Source organism: Nitrosospira sp. Nsp18 (genome assembly GCF_900103145.1).
GTDB lineage: Bacteria > Pseudomonadota > Gammaproteobacteria > Burkholderiales > Nitrosomonadaceae > Nitrosospira.
In genome coordinates, this window is sequence record NZ_FMWY01000005.1 from 99,526 (window position 1) to 120,142 (window position 20,617).

19 protein-coding genes and 1 tRNA gene are annotated in these 20,617 nt (G+C 48.4%); 15 read left to right on the forward strand and 5 right to left on the reverse strand.

Annotated elements, in window-relative coordinates; genetic code table 11:
- Nucleotides 1–64: 64 nt before the first annotated feature.
- The 10 genes from purH to BLS94_RS03790 all read left to right on the forward strand — a co-directional run bounded on the left by purH (nucleotide 65) and on the right by BLS94_RS03790 (nucleotide 11,846).
- Nucleotides 65–1,627: a bifunctional phosphoribosylaminoimidazolecarboxamide formyltransferase/IMP cyclohydrolase gene (gene purH, locus BLS94_RS03740; RefSeq protein WP_090957815.1), complete on the forward strand. Its 1,563-nt coding sequence runs from the start codon at nucleotides 65–67 to the stop codon at nucleotides 1,625–1,627.
- 211 nt (nucleotides 1,628–1,838) lie between these two features.
- The gene (purD, locus tag BLS94_RS03745) at nucleotides 1,839–3,161 is read left to right on the forward strand and encodes a phosphoribosylamine--glycine ligase (RefSeq protein ID WP_090957816.1); all 1,323 of its coding nucleotides are present in this window, start codon (nucleotides 1,839–1,841) and stop codon (nucleotides 3,159–3,161) included.
- A gap of 67 nt (nucleotides 3,162–3,228) precedes the next feature.
- Complete coding sequence (gene hemF / locus BLS94_RS03750; RefSeq protein ID WP_090957817.1) at nucleotides 3,229–4,128, forward strand: oxygen-dependent coproporphyrinogen oxidase; 900 nt, start codon at nucleotides 3,229–3,231, stop codon at nucleotides 4,126–4,128.
- Between the two features lie 142 nt (nucleotides 4,129–4,270).
- Nucleotides 4,271–4,346: transfer RNA gene (locus BLS94_RS03755), tRNA-Ala, on the forward strand.
- Nucleotides 4,347–4,576: 230 nt separating this feature from the next.
- Entirely contained in the window at nucleotides 4,577–5,767 is a 1,191-nt protein-coding gene (locus BLS94_RS03760; protein ID WP_090957818.1) for a DNA cytosine methyltransferase, read from the forward strand.
- Between the two features lie 11 nt (nucleotides 5,768–5,778).
- Nucleotides 5,779–6,918: a DNA cytosine methyltransferase gene (locus tag BLS94_RS03765; RefSeq protein WP_176767780.1), complete on the forward strand. Its 1,140-nt coding sequence runs from the start codon at nucleotides 5,779–5,781 to the stop codon at nucleotides 6,916–6,918.
- Nucleotides 6,915–7,778, forward strand: a complete 864-nt coding sequence (locus BLS94_RS03770; protein ID WP_090957820.1) for a Bpu10I family restriction endonuclease — start codon at nucleotides 6,915–6,917, stop codon at nucleotides 7,776–7,778. The genes BLS94_RS03765 and BLS94_RS03770 overlap by 4 nt, the downstream gene beginning before the upstream one ends.
- Nucleotides 7,775–8,698: a Bpu10I family restriction endonuclease gene (locus BLS94_RS03775; protein WP_176767781.1), complete on the forward strand. Its 924-nt coding sequence runs from the start codon at nucleotides 7,775–7,777 to the stop codon at nucleotides 8,696–8,698. Before BLS94_RS03770 ends, BLS94_RS03775 begins: the two co-directional genes overlap by 4 nt.
- A gap of 859 nt (nucleotides 8,699–9,557) precedes the next feature.
- Nucleotides 9,558–9,761 carry a helix-turn-helix transcriptional regulator gene (locus BLS94_RS03785; protein WP_090957823.1) on the forward strand — a complete coding sequence of 68 codons (204 nt, stop codon included), beginning with the start codon at nucleotides 9,558–9,560 and terminating at the stop codon, nucleotides 9,759–9,761.
- Between the two features lie 9 nt (nucleotides 9,762–9,770).
- Nucleotides 9,771–11,846 (forward strand): AIPR family protein, encoded by a 2,076-nt coding sequence (locus BLS94_RS03790; protein WP_090957824.1) that lies wholly within the window; start codon nucleotides 9,771–9,773, stop codon nucleotides 11,844–11,846.
- 137 nt (nucleotides 11,847–11,983) lie between these two features.
- On the opposite strand, the gene BLS94_RS03795 is transcribed toward BLS94_RS03790, so the two are convergent.
- Nucleotides 11,984–13,171: a tyrosine-type recombinase/integrase gene (locus BLS94_RS03795; protein ID WP_090957825.1), complete on the reverse strand. Its 1,188-nt coding sequence runs from the start codon at nucleotides 13,169–13,171 to the stop codon at nucleotides 11,984–11,986.
- A 341-nt stretch (nucleotides 13,172–13,512) separates the two neighbouring features.
- Between BLS94_RS03795 and BLS94_RS15005 the strand changes: the two genes are divergently transcribed.
- Nucleotides 13,513–13,803 (forward strand): Arm DNA-binding domain-containing protein, encoded by a 291-nt coding sequence (locus tag BLS94_RS15005; protein ID WP_090957826.1) that lies wholly within the window; start codon nucleotides 13,513–13,515, stop codon nucleotides 13,801–13,803.
- A 41-nt stretch (nucleotides 13,804–13,844) separates the two neighbouring features.
- On the opposite strand, the gene BLS94_RS03805 is transcribed toward BLS94_RS15005, so the two are convergent.
- The gene (locus tag BLS94_RS03805) at nucleotides 13,845–14,603 is read right to left on the reverse strand and encodes a hypothetical protein (protein WP_072768877.1); all 759 of its coding nucleotides are present in this window, start codon (nucleotides 14,601–14,603) and stop codon (nucleotides 13,845–13,847) included.
- 253 nt (nucleotides 14,604–14,856) lie between these two features.
- Between BLS94_RS03805 and BLS94_RS03810 the strand changes: the two genes are divergently transcribed.
- Nucleotides 14,857–16,554, forward strand: coding sequence for an alkaline phosphatase D family protein (locus tag BLS94_RS03810; protein WP_090957827.1), 1,698 nt, complete (start codon nucleotides 14,857–14,859; stop codon nucleotides 16,552–16,554).
- Between the two features lie 83 nt (nucleotides 16,555–16,637).
- Nucleotides 16,638–16,913, forward strand: coding sequence for a hypothetical protein (locus tag BLS94_RS15010; RefSeq protein WP_218124730.1), 276 nt, complete (start codon nucleotides 16,638–16,640; stop codon nucleotides 16,911–16,913).
- 343 nt (nucleotides 16,914–17,256) lie between these two features.
- Here BLS94_RS15010 and BLS94_RS03820 read toward each other — a convergent pair whose 3' ends face one another.
- Nucleotides 17,257–17,460 (reverse strand): hypothetical protein, encoded by a 204-nt coding sequence (locus tag BLS94_RS03820; protein ID WP_072768874.1) that lies wholly within the window; start codon nucleotides 17,458–17,460, stop codon nucleotides 17,257–17,259.
- Nucleotides 17,461–17,930: 470 nt separating this feature from the next.
- Here BLS94_RS03820 and trbK point away from each other — a divergent pair, with 470 nt between their 5' ends.
- Nucleotides 17,931–18,119 carry an entry exclusion lipoprotein TrbK gene (gene trbK, locus BLS94_RS03825; RefSeq protein ID WP_090957829.1) on the forward strand — a complete coding sequence of 63 codons (189 nt, stop codon included), beginning with the start codon at nucleotides 17,931–17,933 and terminating at the stop codon, nucleotides 18,117–18,119.
- 67 nt (nucleotides 18,120–18,186) lie between these two features.
- Here the strand turns inward: trbK and BLS94_RS14790 are convergent, their stop codons facing one another.
- The gene (locus tag BLS94_RS14790) at nucleotides 18,187–18,330 is read right to left on the reverse strand and encodes a hypothetical protein (RefSeq protein ID WP_176767783.1); all 144 of its coding nucleotides are present in this window, start codon (nucleotides 18,328–18,330) and stop codon (nucleotides 18,187–18,189) included.
- A 799-nt stretch (nucleotides 18,331–19,129) separates the two neighbouring features.
- Between BLS94_RS14790 and BLS94_RS03830 the strand changes: the two genes are divergently transcribed.
- Entirely contained in the window at nucleotides 19,130–19,531 is a 402-nt protein-coding gene (locus BLS94_RS03830) for a serine O-acetyltransferase (protein WP_218124731.1), read from the forward strand.
- Nucleotides 19,532–19,638: 107 nt separating this feature from the next.
- On the opposite strand, the gene BLS94_RS03835 is transcribed toward BLS94_RS03830, so the two are convergent.
- Nucleotides 19,639–20,613 (reverse strand): bile acid:sodium symporter family protein, encoded by a 975-nt coding sequence (locus tag BLS94_RS03835; protein ID WP_090957831.1) that lies wholly within the window; start codon nucleotides 20,611–20,613, stop codon nucleotides 19,639–19,641.
- Nucleotides 20,614–20,617 lie beyond the last annotated feature (4 nt).

Sequence of the window (20,617 nt, forward strand, 5' to 3'; positions counted from 1 at the left end):
TTTACTCAGGTGATGGTGAACCGCAGCAATAGCGCTATATATTCAATTCCAATAATGACCGCGAATGTCCATTAAACAAGCACTGATTAGCGTTTCCGACAAAACCGGCATTGTCGAGTTTGCGAGAGAACTGCGCGAGCTGGGGGTAGCCATCCTGTCCACCGGCGGCACCGCCAAATTGCTGAAGGAAGCCGGCCTGGGCGTTGCCGAAGTTGGGGATTACACTGGTTTTCCTGAAATGCTCGACGGGCGGGTGAAAACGCTGCATCCCAAAATACACGCCGGTATTCTGGCGCGGCGAGATCTGCCCGAGCACATGTCAGCCATGGAAAAGGCGGCAATTCCCGCTATCGAACTGGTGGTGGTGAATCTTTACCCTTTCCGCGAGACCATTGCGCGGCCTGGATGCAGCCTGGAAGAGGCCATCGAAAATATCGACATCGGCGGACCTACCATGGTGCGCGCCGCTGCAAAGAACTATAAAAGCGTAACCATTGTCACCGACCCGGAGGATTACGCGCCCCTGTTGGCGGAAATGAAGTCATCCGATTGCGCGGTTGCGCCTGATTCCCGTTTCAAGCTGGCTTGCAAGGCTTTCTCTCACACCGCTGCTTACGACAGCGCCATCAGTAATTACCTGACCTCGACCGAAAGTGAAGGTGGAGAACGCTTGGCCTTTCCCGGACGCCTCAATCTCAACTTCAGCATCGGCCAGCATTTGCGCTATGGCGAAAACCCCCATCAGCAGGCTGCGTTTTATCGCGAACCTGTCCCTGTCCCCGGCAGTCTTGCCAGTTACATCCAGGTGCAGGGCAAGGAGCTGTCATATAACAACATCGCCGATGCGGATGCCGCATGGGAATGCGTCAAGACGTTTGACCTGCCCGCCTGCGTCATCCTCAAGCATGCCAATCCCTGCGGCGTGGCCGTTGCCACCACACCCCTCGCGGCTTACAAGCTTGCGCTTGCTACCGATCCGACTTCCGCTTTCGGCGGTATCATCGCCTTTAACCGCGTGCTGGACGGCGCCGCGGCGGAGGCGGTGATCAAGCAATTTGTCGAGGTAATCATTGCCCCCCAGTTAACCGGCGAGGCGCAACAGATTCTCGCCCGAAAGGCCAACGTGCGCGTCCTGACCGTTCCGCTCGAGACCGGCAGCAACACTTTCGACTTCAGGCGCGTGGGTGGCGGGTTGCTGGTACAGACACCTGATAACCTCAACGTCACTGCTGCACAACTTAAAGTGGTGACCAAAGTACACCCTACACCGCAACAGTTGCAGGACCTGCTGTTCGCCTGGCGCGTGGCTAAGTTCGTCAAATCCAACGCCATCGTCTTTTGCGCCAACGGTCAGACGCTGGGTGTGGGCGCGGGACAAATGAGCCGGGTGGATAGCGCCCGCATTGCATCGATCAAGGCGCAGAATGCGGGGCTCGCGCTTGCCGGTTCGGTAGTGGCCTCCGACGCGTTTTTTCCGTTTCGTGATGGGCTGGATGTAGTCGTTCAGGCCGGCGCCACGGCGGTTATCCAGCCCGGCGGCAGCGTGCGCGACGAAGAAGTCATTGCTGCCGCGGATGAGCAAGGTGTGGCGATGGTGTTAACCGGCGTGCGGCATTTCAGACATTGAGCATGTGTCGAAGCGGCGGGTCTTTCGATAAATATCCTATGCACCATTCTCAGTTTGACGCCTGTGTAGCTTGGGTAGGATGGGTGAAGCGTAGCGCAACCCATCAAAACTACGCGACGCGACACATGTCAGCACATGGGCAGCCACTGGCGCAAAGTCGGGTAGCACAGACATTTTGCAAAGTGGATGTTCGCAAATTCAGGCTAGAAATATGAAACTACTTGTAATCGGCGGAGGTGGCAGAGAACACGCTTTAGCGTGGAGGCTCCTCCAGTCATGGCGGATCAGTCGCGCCATAAAGGTCTTTGTCGCGCCGGGTAATGCAGGCACGGCAATGGAAGACGGACTGGAGAATCTTCCCATCACGGCTATCCCCGAATTAGTGGAATTTGCCAAGAAGGAATCCATCGCATTCACGATTGTCGGGCCGGAAGCACCTCTGGCGGAGGGCATCGTCGATGCCTTTCGCGCCGCCGGGCAGAAAATTTTCGGCCCGACCAAACAGGCTGCGCGACTGGAAACCTCAAAGGATTTTTCCAAGGCTTTCATGCAGCGCCACGGCATTCCCACCGCCGCCTATGCTACCTTCAGTTCAGCTGCAGAAGCCCACCAATATCTGGACCAGAAAGGCGCACCCATCGTCATCAAGGCGGACGGCCTGGCTGCAGGCAAGGGCGCCGTGGTAGCGATGACGCTGGCAGAGGCCCATGACGCCGTCGATGCAATGATGGTCGAAAACCGGCTGGGCAATGCCGGGGCGCGTATTGTGATAGAGGATTATCTGGAAGGCGAAGAGGTCAGCTTTATTGTCATGGCCGATGGGCGCCACGTGTTGCCGCTTGCCACCAGCCAGGATCACAAGCGGCTGAAAGAAGGCGATCAGGGGCCAAATACAGGCGGCATGGGGGCTTATTCTCCCGCACCCATGATTACCCCGGCCCTTCACGCCAGGATAATGCGCGAAGTGATCCATGCGGCCATGCACGGCATGGAACAGGAAGGCGAACGGTACACCGGCTTTCTTTATGCCGGACTGATGATCACGCCAGACGGCGGCATCAAAGTGCTGGAGTTCAATTGCCGTATGGGCGATCCGGAAGCCGAAGTCATCATGTTGCGCCTGAAAAGCAGTCTGATAACGCTGATAGAGCATGCCCTGAATGGAACGCTCGATAAAGTGGAAGCCGAATGGGATCGCCGCACTGCATTGGGGGTGGTGCTGGCAGCACATGGTTATCCGGACTCGCCGCGTAAAGGTGACGTGATCCATGACCTGCCGGCGTTGGGGTCGGAGTCAGCGTCTACGGAAGAGCCGGAAAAAGACTTTCACGTATTCCATTCAGGCACAGCATTGGGTGCAGAAAACGGCAAGGAAATCGTGACTGCGGGCGGACGCGTATTGTGCGTTGCCGCGCTTGGGGATAGCGTAAAAATGGCCCAGCGCCGGGCTTACGAAATTGCCGAGCAGATTCATTTCGATGGTTGCCAGATGCGGCGCGACATTGGCTACCGGGCTATCAATCACCGTAAATAGCCCATAGACAAGGGGCACTGGGCACGGTTGCCCCGGAAAAAATAACAGAGCGGTATCGGGAGTGTGTATGGACACCACGCAACAGGCTAAAGAGTTCTTCATCGGCCTTCAGGAACGCATTGTCGAGCGCCTGGAGAAAGTGGATGGAAAACGCTTTCACCGCGACAAATGGGAGCGCCCGGAAGGCGGCGGCGGGTTAAGTTGCGTGATGGAAGAGGGCAACGTGTTCGAGCGCGGCGGGGTGAACTATTCGCACGTATTCGGCGGCGGCCTGCCCGCCTCCGCCACTGCCGCCCGGCCCGAATTATCGGGGCGCAGCTTTGAGGCGATGGGGGTATCGATCGTGTTACACCCCCGCAATCCATATGCACCCACCGTGCACCTGAACGTGCGTTATCTGGAAGCGCGCAAGGAAGGCGCCAAACCGGTATGGTGGTTTGGCGGCGGCATGGATTTGACCCCCTACTACGGTTTTGAAGAAGACGCCGTACACTTCCACCAGACCTGCAAGAACGCGCTACAGCCGTTCGGTGCCGACTATCACCCGCGCTTCAAGAAATGGTGCGACGATTATTTTTACCTGAAGCACCGCAAGGAGCCCCGCGGTATTGGCGGCATCTTCTTCGATGATTTAGGCAAGCCGGATTTCGATGCCTGTTTCAACCTGACCAAGAGCGTGGGCGAGCATTTCGTGCCGGCCTATGTCCCACTCCTGGAGCGCCGCCTGAATACGCCCTATGGGGAGAGCGAACGCGACTTCCAGGCATACCGTCGCGGCCGTTATGTGGAATTCAACCTGGTGTGGGACCGTGGGACTTTGTTCGGTTTGCAATCGGGGGGACGTACAGAATCCATCCTCATGTCACTGCCGCCCATCGTAAAATGGCGCTATGACTGGAAACCCGCGACGGGCAGTCCTGAAGATAAGCTTTATACGGATTTTCTGATTGGGAAGGATTGGGTGTGAGTGAACATGGGTTTCGTCAGGTGCTTTTGTAAACCATCCGCCCTACCGGAGTACTCGCTGATATTGGGTGCTCATTTGCCGCTTCCTGCGTAACGTAAATATTCTGCTGTCGTTTTTTGTTATAAAATAGCGCTTGATACATGGGGACGTAGCTCAGCTGGGAGAGCGTCGCGTTCGCAATGCGAAGGTCGGGAGTTCGATCCTCCTCGTCTCCACCATTGATTTAAATCACATTTCTAGTTCTTAAAATCAGAAAATTTACTGTGAAAAAATAAATGTAGTAATTATGTAGGAGTGCTGTAGACTCGGGTCTCTATTCTCCATGCCATGACGTCTATTGACTCTGCCTTGAAGCTAGCCAAAGCCACAGGCAATGGTTGGGAGGCTCGACTTCAAGGGCCTCCGGTGACTGAAATATTAACCAGATTATTTCCTCGCAATACCTCCTATGTCTATAGCGGTAGTCGATTTATTCGCAGGCGCGGGTGGCCTTTCTTATGGTTTACACCAAGCAGGATTTAATGTTGCTTTAGCACTTGAGCAAGACCTTTGGGCCGCTGACACCTACAGAGCAAACCATTCTTCGACCAAGTTGATTGTTGAAGATATACGTGGGGTATCGGATGAGCGATTGCAGGCTTACAAAGGTGCGGATATTTTAGTCGGTGGTCCACCTTGCCAAGGATTTTCTATCTCCGCAAGCAATAGGCGAAAACCCGACGATCCTAGGAATCTACTGTATCTGCAATTTTTACGAGCGGTACCGTTAATACAACCAAAAGTTATTTTAATTGAAAATGTGAAAGAGATAAGACAATTTCGGTTGGAAGATGGCCGACTTCTTTGCGATGATATTCAATCACGTTTAGCTAACCTAGGATATCAATCCGTAATTCTTACTCTTAATGCCGCGTCCTTTGGGATTCCACAATCTCGTGCAAGAACTTTTCTTATAGCAGCTTTAAAGAAACTGAAGTTTAGCGCTGCTGTCCATGAACTCTTATCAACTCAACAAGCCCCCAATTTATTTTCTGAGAAAGAAAATGTTGTTAATTTGTGGGATGCAATTTCCGATCTCCCACCTGTAATTCCGTGGGAATTAGAAGAGGATGCAGTTTCAGAATATATTCTACCACCCGTCAACTCCTACCAAGCTTTGCTACGTAACGGTTCACGTCACATAACCAATCATGTACCCATGAAACATACTGGTCGGATGATCGAGCGTTTTAAGCATCTTATCGGGCCGCTTAACGAAACAACTCGAATACTACCTCAGTCTCTATCTCCGAGAACAAGGGGTAACTCACTTATGATTAGTAAAAAAATATATGATCAGAATCATAGAAGACTGGATCCATATAAGCTATCGCCAACAATAACCGCGTCGTTTTACTCAAGTTTTATACATCCATATCAACCGAGAAATCTGACTGTTAGGGAAGCGGCAAGACTTCAAAGTTTTCCTGACAACTATATTTTTAAAGGAAAGCGAACTACCCTGAGTAAAAAGCTCTTGGCCCGGAAGGGTGAAGTTGCAGATCTTCACCTTGATCAATTTAATCAAGTAGGAAACTCTGTTCCACCCCTTTTAGCTTATCGTTTAGGTAATTATTTAAAAAAAATAATTTACTCATGAGCTTTAGATACTTGGACCTGTTTTCAGGTGCGGGAGGGTTTTCTTTAGGTTTAGAGTTGGCCGGACTTTTGCCTGTCGGGGCAGTGGAAGCAGATAGATTTGCGTGTGAGACATTCAAACATAATTTTCCGCATACCCCCCTTTTTGAAGGCGATATCCGAAACCTTACTAAACCCAGAATACAAAATCAGTATGGAGGTGTTGAGTTAATCGTAGCAGGGCCTCCCTGCCAAGGATTCTCGGTTGCTGGGCCATCTCAGTATGGAATTATTGATGAGAGAAACTACCTCATTTTGGAAGTTCTCAGATTTGTCAAAATTCTGAGTCCCCGATTTTTTATAGTTGAAAATGTAAAAGGTTTACTTTCGGGGAGACTTTCGCCCGAAAAAAAAGCATTTAAGGAGTTTATCGGTAAAGTTCAGGAAGCCGGTTATGAAACAAAACACTTTGTTTTGCAAGCGGCGGATTATGGCGTACCCCAATGGAGAGAACGAGTTTTTATTTTTGGTGCTCGGCATAAGAACGATCTTCCTGAGGAGATCCCGAGACGATTCGGAAATATCACTCAACCATGGTGCACGGTATGGGACGCGTTGAGCGACTTGCCTCCAGCTGATTACGGCACGGGTCAAGAAAATTTTATGGAATATATTTCAGAAGCGAAAAATCCATATCAACAATGGCTTAGAAGCTCTTCTAATGGTCTAACAAATCATGTGGCTATGAAGCATACTCAACGGTTAATTGCTCGTTTCCTAAAAATACCGATAGGGGGATCGCTCGTTGATGTGCCTGCTGAATTTGGGCAGCGGGTAAGAAATGGATCAGATCTGGATATCCGAAGTCGCTTTAAAATGAACAACCAAAGACTGGACCCCAAAAAAATTTCTACAGCAATTACTGCATCCTTTCAGTCGAATTTTGTACACCCATTTTTACATCGAAACTTAACAGCGCGTGAAGGAGCAAGACTCCAATCATTTCCGGATCGTTTTACATTCCTAGGTCCTAGAACACTGATGAGTAAAAGCTTGCTTAAGCGAGAAGGGCGACATGATGAAATTGGGTTGTCACAATATAATCAAATTGGAAACGCAGTTCCACCACTGATGGCGCACGCAGTAGGAATGGAAATTATTAAAAAATTATGACCCTGCACGTTGCTATACAAAAATTAGTTTTATTAGTGCTTGAACCGTCAGGGCATCCCCATGGCAGTAATATTCTGACTAAAACTAAAGGAAAGTTAACTGAACGACAAACAATCCCATTGAAGACTGCAATTGAGGCATATATCGATATTCATCTTGTTTTGAAAGACTATGAGGTAGGGAAGATCTCCTTAGGAACACTGCTGGCAAATATAGAAATGTACTATGATCTGGTCAGAGATCCAGCTGTAAATGTTTTTAGTCATCAATCTGATTTCTTATCAAGCCTCCTGCCAGAATTGATCTGTGTATTGTTTAGACGTGTCATCGCCGAATTAGAGAACCCATTTGGAGCTTTGATAGTAAACGCACAAAAGGACATGATAATTGAGTGCAATTTTGATGTTGCAGGTGGGGGAAGGATGGTTGTAAAGAGGAAGAGAATGGATGTGGCTATTGTAACGCCCAGCGTGGTCACGTTTAATGGATGCGATCTCGACTTCGCTATTCCCTGCGTATGTGCCGAAATAAAAACAAACATAGATAAAAACATGCTTTCAGGGATAGAATCCTCTGTTGAAACGCTCAAGAGAACATTTCCCAGAGTTAAATATTTCGCCTTGGGAGAGTACTCTGATTTTGAGATACGAGCACAAAATTATGCTTCCACCTTTATTGACGAGATTTTGATTATTCGTAATCAGAAACGAAGCGAGGTAAGAAAAGCGGCTCATTCTAGAAAGCTCTTATCTGAACCCTTACTTTATTCTTTTCTCGGAGAGATTAAAGCTCACTTGGAAGAGACCGCGATTCAGCAGCCCAAACTCACCAAGCGCATGCTAACGGGCCGATTAACGTGACATCATTAGATAAAGCTGATCTACCAGGGTATTTTGGTTATTTCGGTACGTTAGCTCATGGTCCGGTATTGAAAAATAAATATTGCGAAACCAAAGACCCTCAACTCTACCTGGTTCTCAATGCTTACGAAGAATTCGTCGCGGCGGCATTGAATATTCCCGTGATTACCAACGATACGGAGTCAGTTAAAAAGGCGATCGAGCAATTAACCGATATCTTAAATCGCTATAGAAGCTTTGCAATACCGGTTTTGGAAAAAAGAGATAATTCAGGTCAAGAGAATTTACGTTCCAGCATTTTAGAAGAATTTTTCCAAATCTTGCTTTTTCCTTTAACCGGCCAGATAAGGGAAAAACATGCGGATGCACTAAAACTCGGAAAAGCAAATTCATATGTTGGGCTGACCTTTGCCCCACGTTCATTCTCTTCACTATTTGAGAATCCCACTCCTTATATACACACGAAAGACCAAGACTTTGTTCTTGGGTGTGCCGTAGAAGTTATTTCACGAGCCAGATGCACAGACCCGACAGCCGTGGTTACAACACTCTCCGAAGTGGTGATTCCCGTGATTGCGATTGAAAGCAAAACTTATATCGAGCGAAATATGCTGGATTCCTGTGCGGGTACTGCGAGGCGAATTAAGGCTGCGATGCCGTATTGCTTATACATAGTGGCGGCTGAATATATGAAAATGGACGAAGCTTATCCTGAACTCACTGATATTAATGAAGTATTTATCCTCACAAAAAAATCGAATTCGCACCGTCTAAAGTCAAGAAATTCTGGCGCTGAACCTCATGTGATTTGTTCAGACCTTATCCAAGATATCTATAATATGGCGGCAAGTCATCTAAATAAGATTTGGTGGTCGCCTGAAGATGCGCTTTCTCGAGGAAGGGTTATTGGTAGGCCGTAGGACTTGATGAAGTTGATGAGTTATTGTTATCGAAGGAGCTCCAAGAGTCCAGGGGCAAACTCACGTACGGCAATTGTTGCCGCGCTTTCGTTCGCTAGTTCCTTAAGTTCTGTCGGGTTTTTTCATCTTATTTAGCTCGCAGAATGGTCCACTGATGAGTTCGAGTAGAAACACAACCCTTTCCTACTCTGTACCAACTATCTCGTTCCCCTTGCCTTCCCATCAACGTAACAAGGCGGTTCCGTTTGCCTTTTTGGACAGTCTCAAGCGGATGGCGCCATATTTGAATTTTCTACAACAGACTTTGCGTAGTGCCCGGCGCCACCAGTACTCATAACCAGACGCTAGAGTTCCTGTAACGGTAACAAGAACAGGACGGGCATTGGAGCTGTTACGGGTACCGTTACTGTGACAGGTTTGCTAGCGCTACTGTTACAGATAGAGATATTTTTCCTGAGTGCTATGGCCAAGCAACCGGGAAAGCGAATTAAAAAGGTCAGGGCTAGTTGGTTCATAGTCTTCCTCCTCTTCGCGATAGTAAACAATACAGTCAACGATGGACGTACAGGCACTGGTCAGCTGCGGGTCGGGAAAGACCAACGGGATTGGCAGGGCTGTGTCGTTTTCACAATGAGAAGTTCTGACGCCACCCGTCAGATGCTATCGCGTCAAAGATGAGTCTGAGTGTCACAAAATTTAGACACCTGTTGGTTCTTTATCACATGCACACATGTATTTTCAGATATTTTCGCTCATTTCTTGCCTAATTTTCCCGTAACGATAACGGTTACAGGACATATCGCTTTTTTAGCAACTCTTGCATTCTGTCTCCTCCTAACAACCTGTGGAGACAGAAACCATGCAAGAGAACTTACTCTCAACTAAAGAAGCTGCTGTATATCTCGGTGTCAGTGAAGCGTTCCTTGAACGTGACCGGTGGGCCGGAGCGCGTGTGCAATACATCAAGATAGGTTCACGTGCGGTGCGTTACCGCTTGCAAGATTTGGAGAATTACATCCAGGCATGTATCTGTAAACCCAGCACCTATGCGGGTCGGAAATGAACACAATCAATGGCCGACCACTGCCTGAAGGCGCGTCCACAGTTTACGGAATCGTTCATTATCGCCTGCCGGCATCTGATAGATAGCGTTAGAACCTGTAATTCTGGAAACGGTACAGCTCTGCCGTCGCGAGAGACGGTAAATGATGTAACATACATTTTTCTAGAGGTGAACGTGAGCGAGATTTCGTCATTTGAGGCCTTCGAGAACGAATGGCTAGTGGAAGTCAGGGAAGGTGACCCTAACACGATTGAGCTGGGCAATCGGTTCTCAAGAAAACTAGTGAGCCAGTGGCTCGACTTTTCCGAGGAGGTTGATTCTCCCGACGACATTGCTTACTGTGACGGAAGCGGAGACGGTGGTATTGACATCGCTTACTTGCAGCGAGGGGACGACAACGAAGAAAACTCGAACGCGGGTGACACGTGGTATTTAGTGCAAAGTAAATATGGGTCTGCCTTTGTCGGTAAAAGAACCGTGTTCGAAGAAGCGCACAAACTTATTGAAACTTTAGACGGAAAGAGGAGCAACCTTTCATCGCTCTCAAAAGGTGTTGTGCAAAGACTTCAAACTTTCCGGACTCAAGCATCTGAAAAGGACAAGATTGTTCTCGTATATGCCACGCAAAGACCGCTAATAGACGATGAAAAACGTGCAATGGAAGACGTACGAGTGATGGGCAAAAACCGCCTTGGCACGATGTTCGAGACCCTAGCTATTAGCCTCGAAACGATTTACAACCGAACCCTTGAAGAAATTAGTCATATTAAGAAAACATGTATCCCCATCACTGCTCACTTGGTACTATCTGGTGAAGAAATGCTTGTTGGATCGGTTGGACTTATTCAACTTTTCGATTTCTTGAAGAAATACAAATCAGCCACTGGCGATTTGGACCTGATCTACGAAAAGAATGTAAGAAAATTTCTTGGTAGTCGGCGAAAAGTAAACCGAGGAATCGAAAATACCCTTTTAACCAAACCCGAACGATTCGGCTTGTATAACAACGGAATCACGATAGTTGTCGAAGCATTCCAGAAGGTACCCAACAGCATCGAGTACGAACTAACTGAACCATTCGTAGTAAATGGTTGCCAGACTACGAGGACGATTTGGGAAGTTCTTTACAGAAAGCTTGAGGCGGGAGGTACTGGACTTAATCAGGAACTTGAAGCTTGGAAACGCACCCTCGAAAAGGGAATAGTCGTTATCAAAATAGTAACAGTGGGCGTAAATGGTGAGGCGCTCCTAACCGAGACTACCAGATATACAAACAGTCAGAACGCGGTAAACGAGAAAGACTTTTTGGCTCTTGAAAGCGATTTTCAAAATTGGCACAAGAACATGGCCACAAAACATAATGTTTTTTTGGAAATTCAGCGCGGAGGCTGGGATTCACAAAAGGCCTATCAGAAGCAGCACCCTAACACCAAAGCTTTCACCGAGTGTATAAACGCGTTTGACTTGCTAAAAGTATACGGTGCCGCTTGGTTGGGAGAACCCGGTATCTCTTACGGGAAGAACCCACCCTTTGCTCCTGGCGGTAGTCTGTTTCACAAGATAGTGAATCAGGACGACTTTGGACTGGACGACTTGTACGCTGCTTTTCAGCTCCATAAGTCCGGTAGGCGTTACAAGTTTGGCCGTGGCGCAGAGAAGAAACAACGGAGTCAGACCCGGCACCTCTTCTATATGCTGACGATTGAGCTCCTTAAAGATTGTTTCATCGCCGCTGGCTTAACCGCAACTAACAAGAACATTACTAAAACCTTCTTAAAACTCGCTCAACCCGAGAATGAAGCTCTATTGGATGGGCTTCTCGGTTACGCTATTTCAATAGCGGACGACTATTTGACCCTTGGTCATGAATACAGTGTTTTCAAAGAACCCAGCTATCTGGAAAAAGGAAGTGACCTAAATAGTTTTTTGAAATGGGATCAGCTCGGCAAAGGAAATCAGTCGACTCCCTTGCTCAATAACTTGCTCGCACAGTACAAGATTGCAATGAAGGGTGGAATTGGAGGTCAGCCGAAGTACAGAGACATGATTAGAGACATCATTCTCACGCCCGACATGGTTTCGTAATACACGCCGCTTTTACAGCAAATCTGCCTGTGGCACTTTACATTAATCGCAGCTGATACAGTCCTTCAGACTAAGTCTGAACTATTACATCTTAAGGAAAGCGAAATTAGCAGCTAGTTTTCGACAACATCAATTTCCTAACCTTCTTGGTTGCCACCAATAAGTTTGAGCATGAAACACTCGTACTTTTCCAACCACGGCCTTAATCGTTCCACCCCGATCTGTGTGTAATGTGATGCAGTTACATCACCCTTCATACTATGCCCGAGCAATGCTTTAAGCGGATAGGCTGGACAATCCAAACTTTCTAACACGGTGGCAAAAGTCCGTCTTAAGCCATGCACAGTAACGTCACTTCCGGCCGCCCTATTGGCCCTTAACATCGCCTTGCGTGGCTCACAAATTCGTCCTGCTTTGCCATCTTTACCCATCGAACTAAATACATAATCGCCCATGCGCCAGTTCTTCATTAATTCCAATAGTTCTTCAAGTCTTGGAGTTATCGGAATGGTTCTGTCAGTGTGATTTTTAGTATCTTTGAACGTCAGCGTTTTGGCTCTTGGATGAACGTCCTTCCATTTTAAAGAAGCAGCTTCGCTGCGCCTTGCCCCGGTTAGCAACATGAACTCCAGATAACCCCCCATTACTTTATTGGGCAGTAAGCGCAGTGTTTCAATGAAGGGCTTGATCTCATGCATACGCAAGTGATCTGTGCGAGGCGCTTCTCTTATCCATATACGTTTAGCTGTAAGCGTTGCGACTGGATTAGCTGGCAGAATTTCCGTGCCGTAATGGGCTTGAGCGTAATTTAGTACTGAGCGCAAAAACCGCATTACCGAAGATGCTTGTGATGAACCGCTACTGCTTTCGGCTATTTCCGTATAGCGATTCGAGATCATGTCAGCAGTAATGCGAGTGATAGGTTTGTTTTTCCAGCTTGAAAGGTAGTGATTCAGGTAGCGATAATAATCAGATTGGGTCCGTTCCTTGAGTTGGCGCTCTGACATGAACTGATTGAAAAGAGCCTCAAGTGTGACGCCTTCCTCAGCCTTTTTCTTTGCCTCAAGCCGAGGATCGATCCCTTTATCCATCATGACGATCAACTCGCGCGCGCGTTCACGCGCTTGGGGAACCGTCCATTCGGGAAATCGACCAATACTTAGCCGCACAGTGCGACCGTTAAATTTGCGATCGACGATGAAAGTTTTGCTGGCCGCCGTCACTCTGACGCCGAAGCTCTTCATCGAATCATCCCATTCGAATTTTTGACCAGATGCGGTCGGATAGGCTACTTGCTCGATATAACTCTTTGTCAGATTGGGCATTCCTGAAATTTCCTACACAAACCAAAATAAGGTCGGGTGAAATTATAGCGTGTAGGAAGAATGTAGGAAAGAAATTTCAAACAGGAGGAGAATTAGGTGGCTTTATTAATACATAGATTGTTGATTACTCGTATATTTAAAACTACCTAAATCTTGTTAAAACAATCTTCATCGCATTTCAATGCGAAGGTCTGAAGTTCGATTGTCCTCGTCTCCACCAATAAGATGTTCCACCAGTTCCATGAAGTCCTAGAAGCCCGCGCCTAAAGGGGAATAATTTAATAATAAATAATCCCAATTCAGAATCGACGCCCCCAGTCAGGTTTTTGTCATGAAATGATGTGGCGGTGCGCAAGGCCAAGCCCTACAAGATAGCGGACGGTGGGGGCATGTACCTTGAAGTGATGCCGAACGGTTTGGCTGATGTGGAGATGTTCTACATGACGCTTCCATTGCTTTCAACGAGATGTGTTGCGTCATTTCAGACATCCGGAAGAAAGATGGTGTTGAGAGCCACGTTTGGAAAACTCCAAGCCCATAGATTCGGCGATGCCTATAGACTTGCGCGCCAGATAAAAGCAGAAATCGAGGAGAGGGCGGGAGAGCTGGAGTTGCTGCGTGAGTCCGATTGATTGTGGGAGGCCAGGTGCCCACGCAGCCAAGCGTATGTTCGTTATAGAGTGTGAGAATCATCGCGACGCGTTTCGGTTTTTCGGCTGATTGTCTGTCCGAAGAAATAGCCGAGCAGTACAAGAAACGAGTTTTCGATGATATTTGTAGTCGGCACCCCGGCGAACATTGCTATTAAAAGCGCCAATCCGATTAAAACAAGAAGTAATGCTCCAACAACAGAAGCAATTGACTCTCGTTGAAGCAATTCTTTCCAGATTGCCGCCCTTTCTTTAAAAACTTGAATTTGCCATTCTGCTTTAATCTGCTCCCCTGTTTTTACCGCAGCCTGCTTTTGAGCACTATCTATATCGTGCGCCGTTTGGCTTAATATTTGGATCTTCTTCTCGCTTTCATCTATTTCTCCAAGGAGCTTTGTCTTCTCAGACGAATCCACTACGTATTTTTCTACTATCTTGAGCGTCCCTATCTTTTCTGCTTGTAATTTCTTGATTCGTTGAATTATAAGTGCTTTTCTTGCGAGAAGTGCAGTCCCTGCATCTGCCACGATACCTTTCGCTTCATCCTCTACAAATCTTCCATCTGAAGTTCGATTAAGTCGAACAGTTCCAAAGGATTTTTTATCTCTTAGCGCATTATCGATTTCAGCGAGGCTTTTTTCCAATTCTTCAAGCGACTGTTTCTCTATAACGCTCTTGGACAGGTTCCTTTTCTCAAGTTCGCTTTCAAAGTGCTTACTCACTGCATCTGCGAAGCTTGTAATCGTATTGAAGCTATCTATTAGCCATCCTCCTGTTCCCATTACCGTCTCCAAATTATCTCGTTATTATGATTAAGTACATGAGCAGACCGTTTTCCTATCCGATGTGTCGACCTGGAACATCCACGTTATAAACATAGCTGATAGTTGTAGCTTTTTCCTAAAGAAAGTCGCTTGCGAATTGCCCTGATTATCCGATTAATTTAGTCTACTATTACATGTGCAGTTTGAGAAATTGATTGTGATTTGGAACGGTTATAGTAGGCCCGACTGAATAATTTTATGATGACTCATAATGAAAACTTTTGATTTCTACGATCGAGGCTCCGATCGCCCCTGGATTAACCCGATGCTCACCAATACGGTGATAGTCGGGCATACAACGGCCACCAGTACCAAATTATGGATGCGCGCCTACCAGCCGAACAACTATCGTATGCTGCTATGCCCCGAACCCATATTGAATTATGGAGAGGTTGCCACCGATTGGAACCCACAAACGAAGATTGAAAACGGAAAAGAGATTTTTTTCCTTGAGAATGCGAATAATGGCGATACGCGCGAGATTGCGAATGCCTTGCTCACAGATCAGGCGGACTTGGCGTTTGATCACGACATCACGAAAGTCTGGGAAGTCGATGGTCTGCAACCTGGTCAGCGCTATTATTACGCGGCCTTTGCCCTGAACCTGAAGACAAGAAAAACCCCGTGGGAAATCGCCCCGGATAATAAAGTCAACCGTTTCAAAACACAGAACGGCTCGCAGGATTCCATGACTTTTGGCCTCTTCAGCTGCCATATGCCATACAGGAAAAATTCGTTCGACCTCGTGAATATTCACATGTGGGATCGGTTGGGCGACGAACTTGATCAACGCAGCGGCGAATTTATCCTGGGCGTCGGAGATCAAGTCTACGTTGATGGGAATTCCAATGTCAGCATATGGGAGTGGCTGAAAAAAATCCGCAAAGAATTCATGCGAGAAGTAAAGCCGGAAGATCGTGTCGAGGTGATGCGCTCGTGGTACCGGGATATTTACCGGGGTTATTGGGGTCATCGACAACTACGCAATGTATTCTCGCGCTTTCCGGTTTATATGATGTGGGATGATCATGAGATTCTGGATGGCTGGGGCTCTTACAATGCCAAGGAAAGGCGGAATCTCCTCGACTCCTGGTGGGACTGGGGTGACGATAGCGAGAAACTCCTGCTCCTCAACCAGATGTATGAGGCCGCCAAGCTTACTTATTACGAATATGGCCATTCGCACAATCCTGACACATCAACGGATCAATTCGACTATCCTTTCACTTGGGGCACGGCGGCGTTTTATGTTCTCGACATGCGTGGACAGCGCGACTATACCCGTACAACCGACGATAAAATTCTGGGCAAGGCCCAGATGCAGCGCTTCAAGGAGTGGCTTGAGTCCGATGCCGTCAAGAACGCAGAGTCGATTTTTGTGGTTTCGCCAGTACCTGTCGTGCACGCAAAGAGCTTCGTCGTTAATTATCTCGATGTTCTCAGAGTGGCTGACGATATGCGCGATGAGTGGGAGCACGAGAGTAACTGGGTGGAGCGCGATGTCCTGCTGGATGCCGCCTTCGCCGCAGCGAAGAATAACGGAAAATCACTTTATTTTCTGAGCGGCGATGTGCATATCGGCGCGGCGTTCCGCATGACTCATAAGAAGTATCCAGATGCAACCGTTTATCAGTTGACATCGAGCGCGATAACCTACGACCTGCCATGGGCAAAAGCTTCCACATTGGCATTGGTTGTCAACGATCATGGTCTATTGCAGAGAGATAAGGACAATAGCCAACCTAATGTTGCGTTCCAGTTGCTCATGGAGCCTTGCAAGACCAACAATTTCGCGATTATTAATGTTCAGCGCAATGATCAGGGCAAGACCGAAGTAAATTGGGATCTTTACGGTTCCGCGGAGCAACGCGCGACGGTCACCAAGTTGGAGCGACTGGTGTTGATTTGATCCAGCTTGTAACGCAGCGCAAAAAGTAGGATAAACCTTAATATGTAAGGCAAGGTAGTGAAAATTTATTCAGATGGACGCTGTTGACCTGGCCAGCAAGCCTTAAAAAACGACATTTCAATGAGATCGGCTTTGGCTCTGCGCCGGAGGCTACCCGCAACCAAATCAAATGTTGCCTTCCAGTGGCTGTTGAAGGTGATCTTCATCCCGTCAAAAAAGGGGCGCAGAAGCGGCCCGCGCACACAGCATGTACTGGCGGTCGAAAACATCCTCATTATTTCAGCGGCAAGAAAAAAGGCGCAGGCAACACCAAAAACGGCAATGCCTACCTGGTGTGGGCTTTCATTGGCTTTCATTGAAGCAGCCAACTTAGCCCGGCGTTTCAGCACTGCTTGATCCACATGGGTGACAGGCACGACTCGATCGTAGCCAATACTAAGACTAAGGAAACGGGTTCGACTGGAAACAACAAACAGGTCTGCAAAAAGAAAAAAAATAGCAGTCAGAAAAACAGCAGGGGAAATTTGGTTTCGCCCTTGATTCAGAACCGGCTAATGGGTGACCCCATAGATTCCCGTAAGACTCTACCAGAAGCCCTGCAATCGATTTAAATGGAGGGGCGGCTTTCCGTCTATTGACGAGGTAGATATAAATCAGCTTGAATGCTAAGCAAATTTAGAAAACGCTACCCTCCAAGAGGTATCAGGGCGAGGGCAGAGCATCCAGATCGGTCCATGTAACATGGAGTTCGTAATCACCAGCCGAAGCCTCGGGATGATCTTTTTGAAGCAACTGCATTGCTGTGGTACGTATTTCTTCATCATCAGATACTGCCTGAAGGATAACTGGGCCAATACTAGGTTTGGTTCCGTCCTTCGATTTCAGTGAATATTCTAATTGGCGCATGTGTTTCTCCGTTGGTTAGGATCTCCGCTGATTGATTATCCGGGTACAAAGGAAAATATCAACATGAATCACGGGGCGGCAAGGTGGAAAGGCGCATAATCCGTTGCTTCCAGCGCCTAAGCTGCTTGGCGTAAGAAACTTACCGGGCGTGGAAAGAAAACAAATAAGTATCCAGATCTTGCGTTACTGAAGCTCATCTTAAGTGTGTTAGCATCTGACAGATAATGTCGGAACTTTTAACTCTGACGCGGGGTGACGGACCAAAACAATACTACTCGGGATAGGTTCTGGGTATAGATGGTTGGCGAAAACGATGTAAAGCGATTCAACCAGCGACTACGCAAAGTGCTGGAATTTAGAATCCTTTAAGGTATCCTTCGGGGTGCCGTGAGCTGCATCAAGCAACTGCTAGTTGTTGCACTTATTTGAATCCGCGCCATATTAATGATTTTTAAAGAGGATGGAATGTAATGAGTTTCAAATATATTGTATTTATTATTGCCCTTAGTGCCACGTTGATTAGTTGTGGTGGCGGAGTTCCCGAAGTAAATTCAACGAATTGTTCTGGCGTAGGAATGCAGTCGGTACTTACAACTTTCGACAGTGAAGCTGAGCGGCAAGCATTTATTGATAAATGCCAATCTTTTGCAGGAAAATAAAGCTCGGGACATGCTCCCAACTTGAGTGCGTTGTCATCACCGGAACAGATCGCCACTCTTGGGCACGTTATTTCTGGTCAGCCGCAATGGCGTAAACTTCCCACTCCGATCCGGCAGTAACCCGTGCTGCCATGCCTTCCAGCATGTGCGCAGCGGGTGGACGTATGAGCAACAAGTAAAGCGGATGGGCAAGGTGCTCTGCACTGGCCACGTTCCTTCTTTGGTGTGACGGTATTACATTCTTACAAAGCGCCCGGCTCATTTAAGAATACTAAAGTAGTCACGGACTAAATATTGCTGCGATCCGGTATAGAAGTAGTCTGGATTAGCTCGGGCTTGAGTTTAAGTGAGCGCGCACGCCGCAACAGTGCCGGCAGGTCTACCCAGCAAAGGATGCATTACCGCTGAAGTCGCGCCTACAACAGGTGCTAGTGGCGGCAACGGAAAGTTCCGAAACCAGCAGCAGCAATATGTAACCACGCGTAAGAATTCGCCGGATCCTGTCAATTGACGCTCAAACATGGCGCCTGTATATTAATCTGGAAATGTGATGCGGATGAATTTGACATTCAGAGGCCTTGTTTGAGAAGCGGGACCAACCGCATCCAGGATCAGTTTAGTATGGAATTCCCGATGAAAGTAAAGCCTGACTAACTTCAGGAACGCAGAGCCTTTTCTTAACTTCAGCTATTTTTTTGCCCCGTCTCTTTATTGACCTCAGCGCCGTGGTGCGGAATATACATATATTCTTTCGGCCAGTTCGATCACTATGGATAGAAAGTAGCGCTGCTCGAGTGGATATTGGTTAAGCATAATCAGGGATTCAAATGAATGATGCATGGGCAGCATTGAAGGCGGATACATTTCGGCAGTACGGAGAGTTTAGCTGGCGTTGTATTCTCAACGGTGTTGTAAGCAGACGGGCTTTTCGGGTGGTTGTTACAATGCGGCTATGCCAGATGGCTTATTCTTCTCGCGGATCACTTCGAGTTTTTCTGCTGTTTTTCAGGATGCTTCATCAATTAAGCACGCAGTTGGCGGGACTGGATCTTTCGTGGAGAACGGATATACAACCTGGTTTGGCGATCACGCACGGTTGGGGTTTAGTCATTAGTCCAAATGCGCGCATCGGAAAGAACGTTACGTTGTTTCACGGTATCACCCTTGGCGCGCGCCACCGTATTGCGCCAGATGGAGAACGACTGGTTGAATATCCGGTATTAGAGGACGAAGTTTGGATTGGCCCGCACGCTATCGTTGTAGGCGGCGTGACAATTGGTCGCGGCAGTCGAATTGCCGGGGGCGCATTTGTTACCGAAAGCGTGCCACCGCGCTCAATTGTCAGTGGTAACCCCGCCGTTATTATAAAAAGCGATTGCGTTCCTGATGTAAGTTTTCCTGCGCCGGTTTGATGTAGTGTCCGCCATTCTGATAGAAGAATTAGAAACAGCCCTGGGCCATTCGACGTCCTGCAAAGGCGGCCGCCTGGCTCATTCAAGAATGCCGAAGTAGTGACGGACTAAATATTGCTTCGATCCGGTACAGAAGCAGCCTGGATTAGCTCGGTTTTGAGTTCTAATGAGCGCGTGCGCCACAACACTGCCAGCAGACTACCCAGCAAAGAATGCATTACCGCTGAAATAGCACCGACAACAGGCGCCAGCGGCAGCAACGGGAAGGCCTGCTTGGCCAGCACAATGGCAAGCCCGGAGTTTTGCATGCCGACCTCAATGGAAATTGTGCGGGCGGTCTGGCGCTCGCAGCCCAGCATCCAGGCGAAATTGTAGCCAAGCAGGAAACCTCCTCCATGTAGCAGCGCAACGGCGAGAATCAGTTCGAGGCCATGGCTCAGTATGGCTTCTGCATTGGCGGCAAACACCACGGCACAGATGAAGCACACCCCTATCACCGACAGCAGCGGCGCCATCGGCATCACGCGCATGACCAGGCGCGGAACGTAGCGGTTGAGCAGGATGCCCAGCACGACGGGGATAATCACGACTTGCAGGGTCTGCGTGAACAATAGCCAGGTATCCACGGGGACCATGGTTCCCGCAAGGAATCTGGTCAGCAACGGTGTGAGGACGATAGCAGCCAAAGTGGAGCAGACTGTCATTACCACTGAAAGCGCTACATCCGCATCTGCGATATAGCTCACCAGGTTTGAAGCCGTACCGCCGGGGCAGCAGCCCACCAGGATCAGGCCTACGGCAAAGTGCGGCGGCAGGTTCAGCACATTAGCCACGCCCCAGGCCAACAAAGGCATGATCGTATACTGGCCCACAAAACCGATCGCCACCGCCCTCGGCATGCGGGCGATTCTGCGGAAATCCTCAAGGGTCAGTGTCAGCCCCATGCACAGCATGATGAAGGCAAGGACCAGGACCATTACGGAGCCCTGATTCATAGCCACCAACCACGCCGGCCAGCACAGGGCGATTGCCCCCGAGAGAATCATCCAGACCGGGAATAGAAGGGTCAGTTTCTGGAGCATGGCG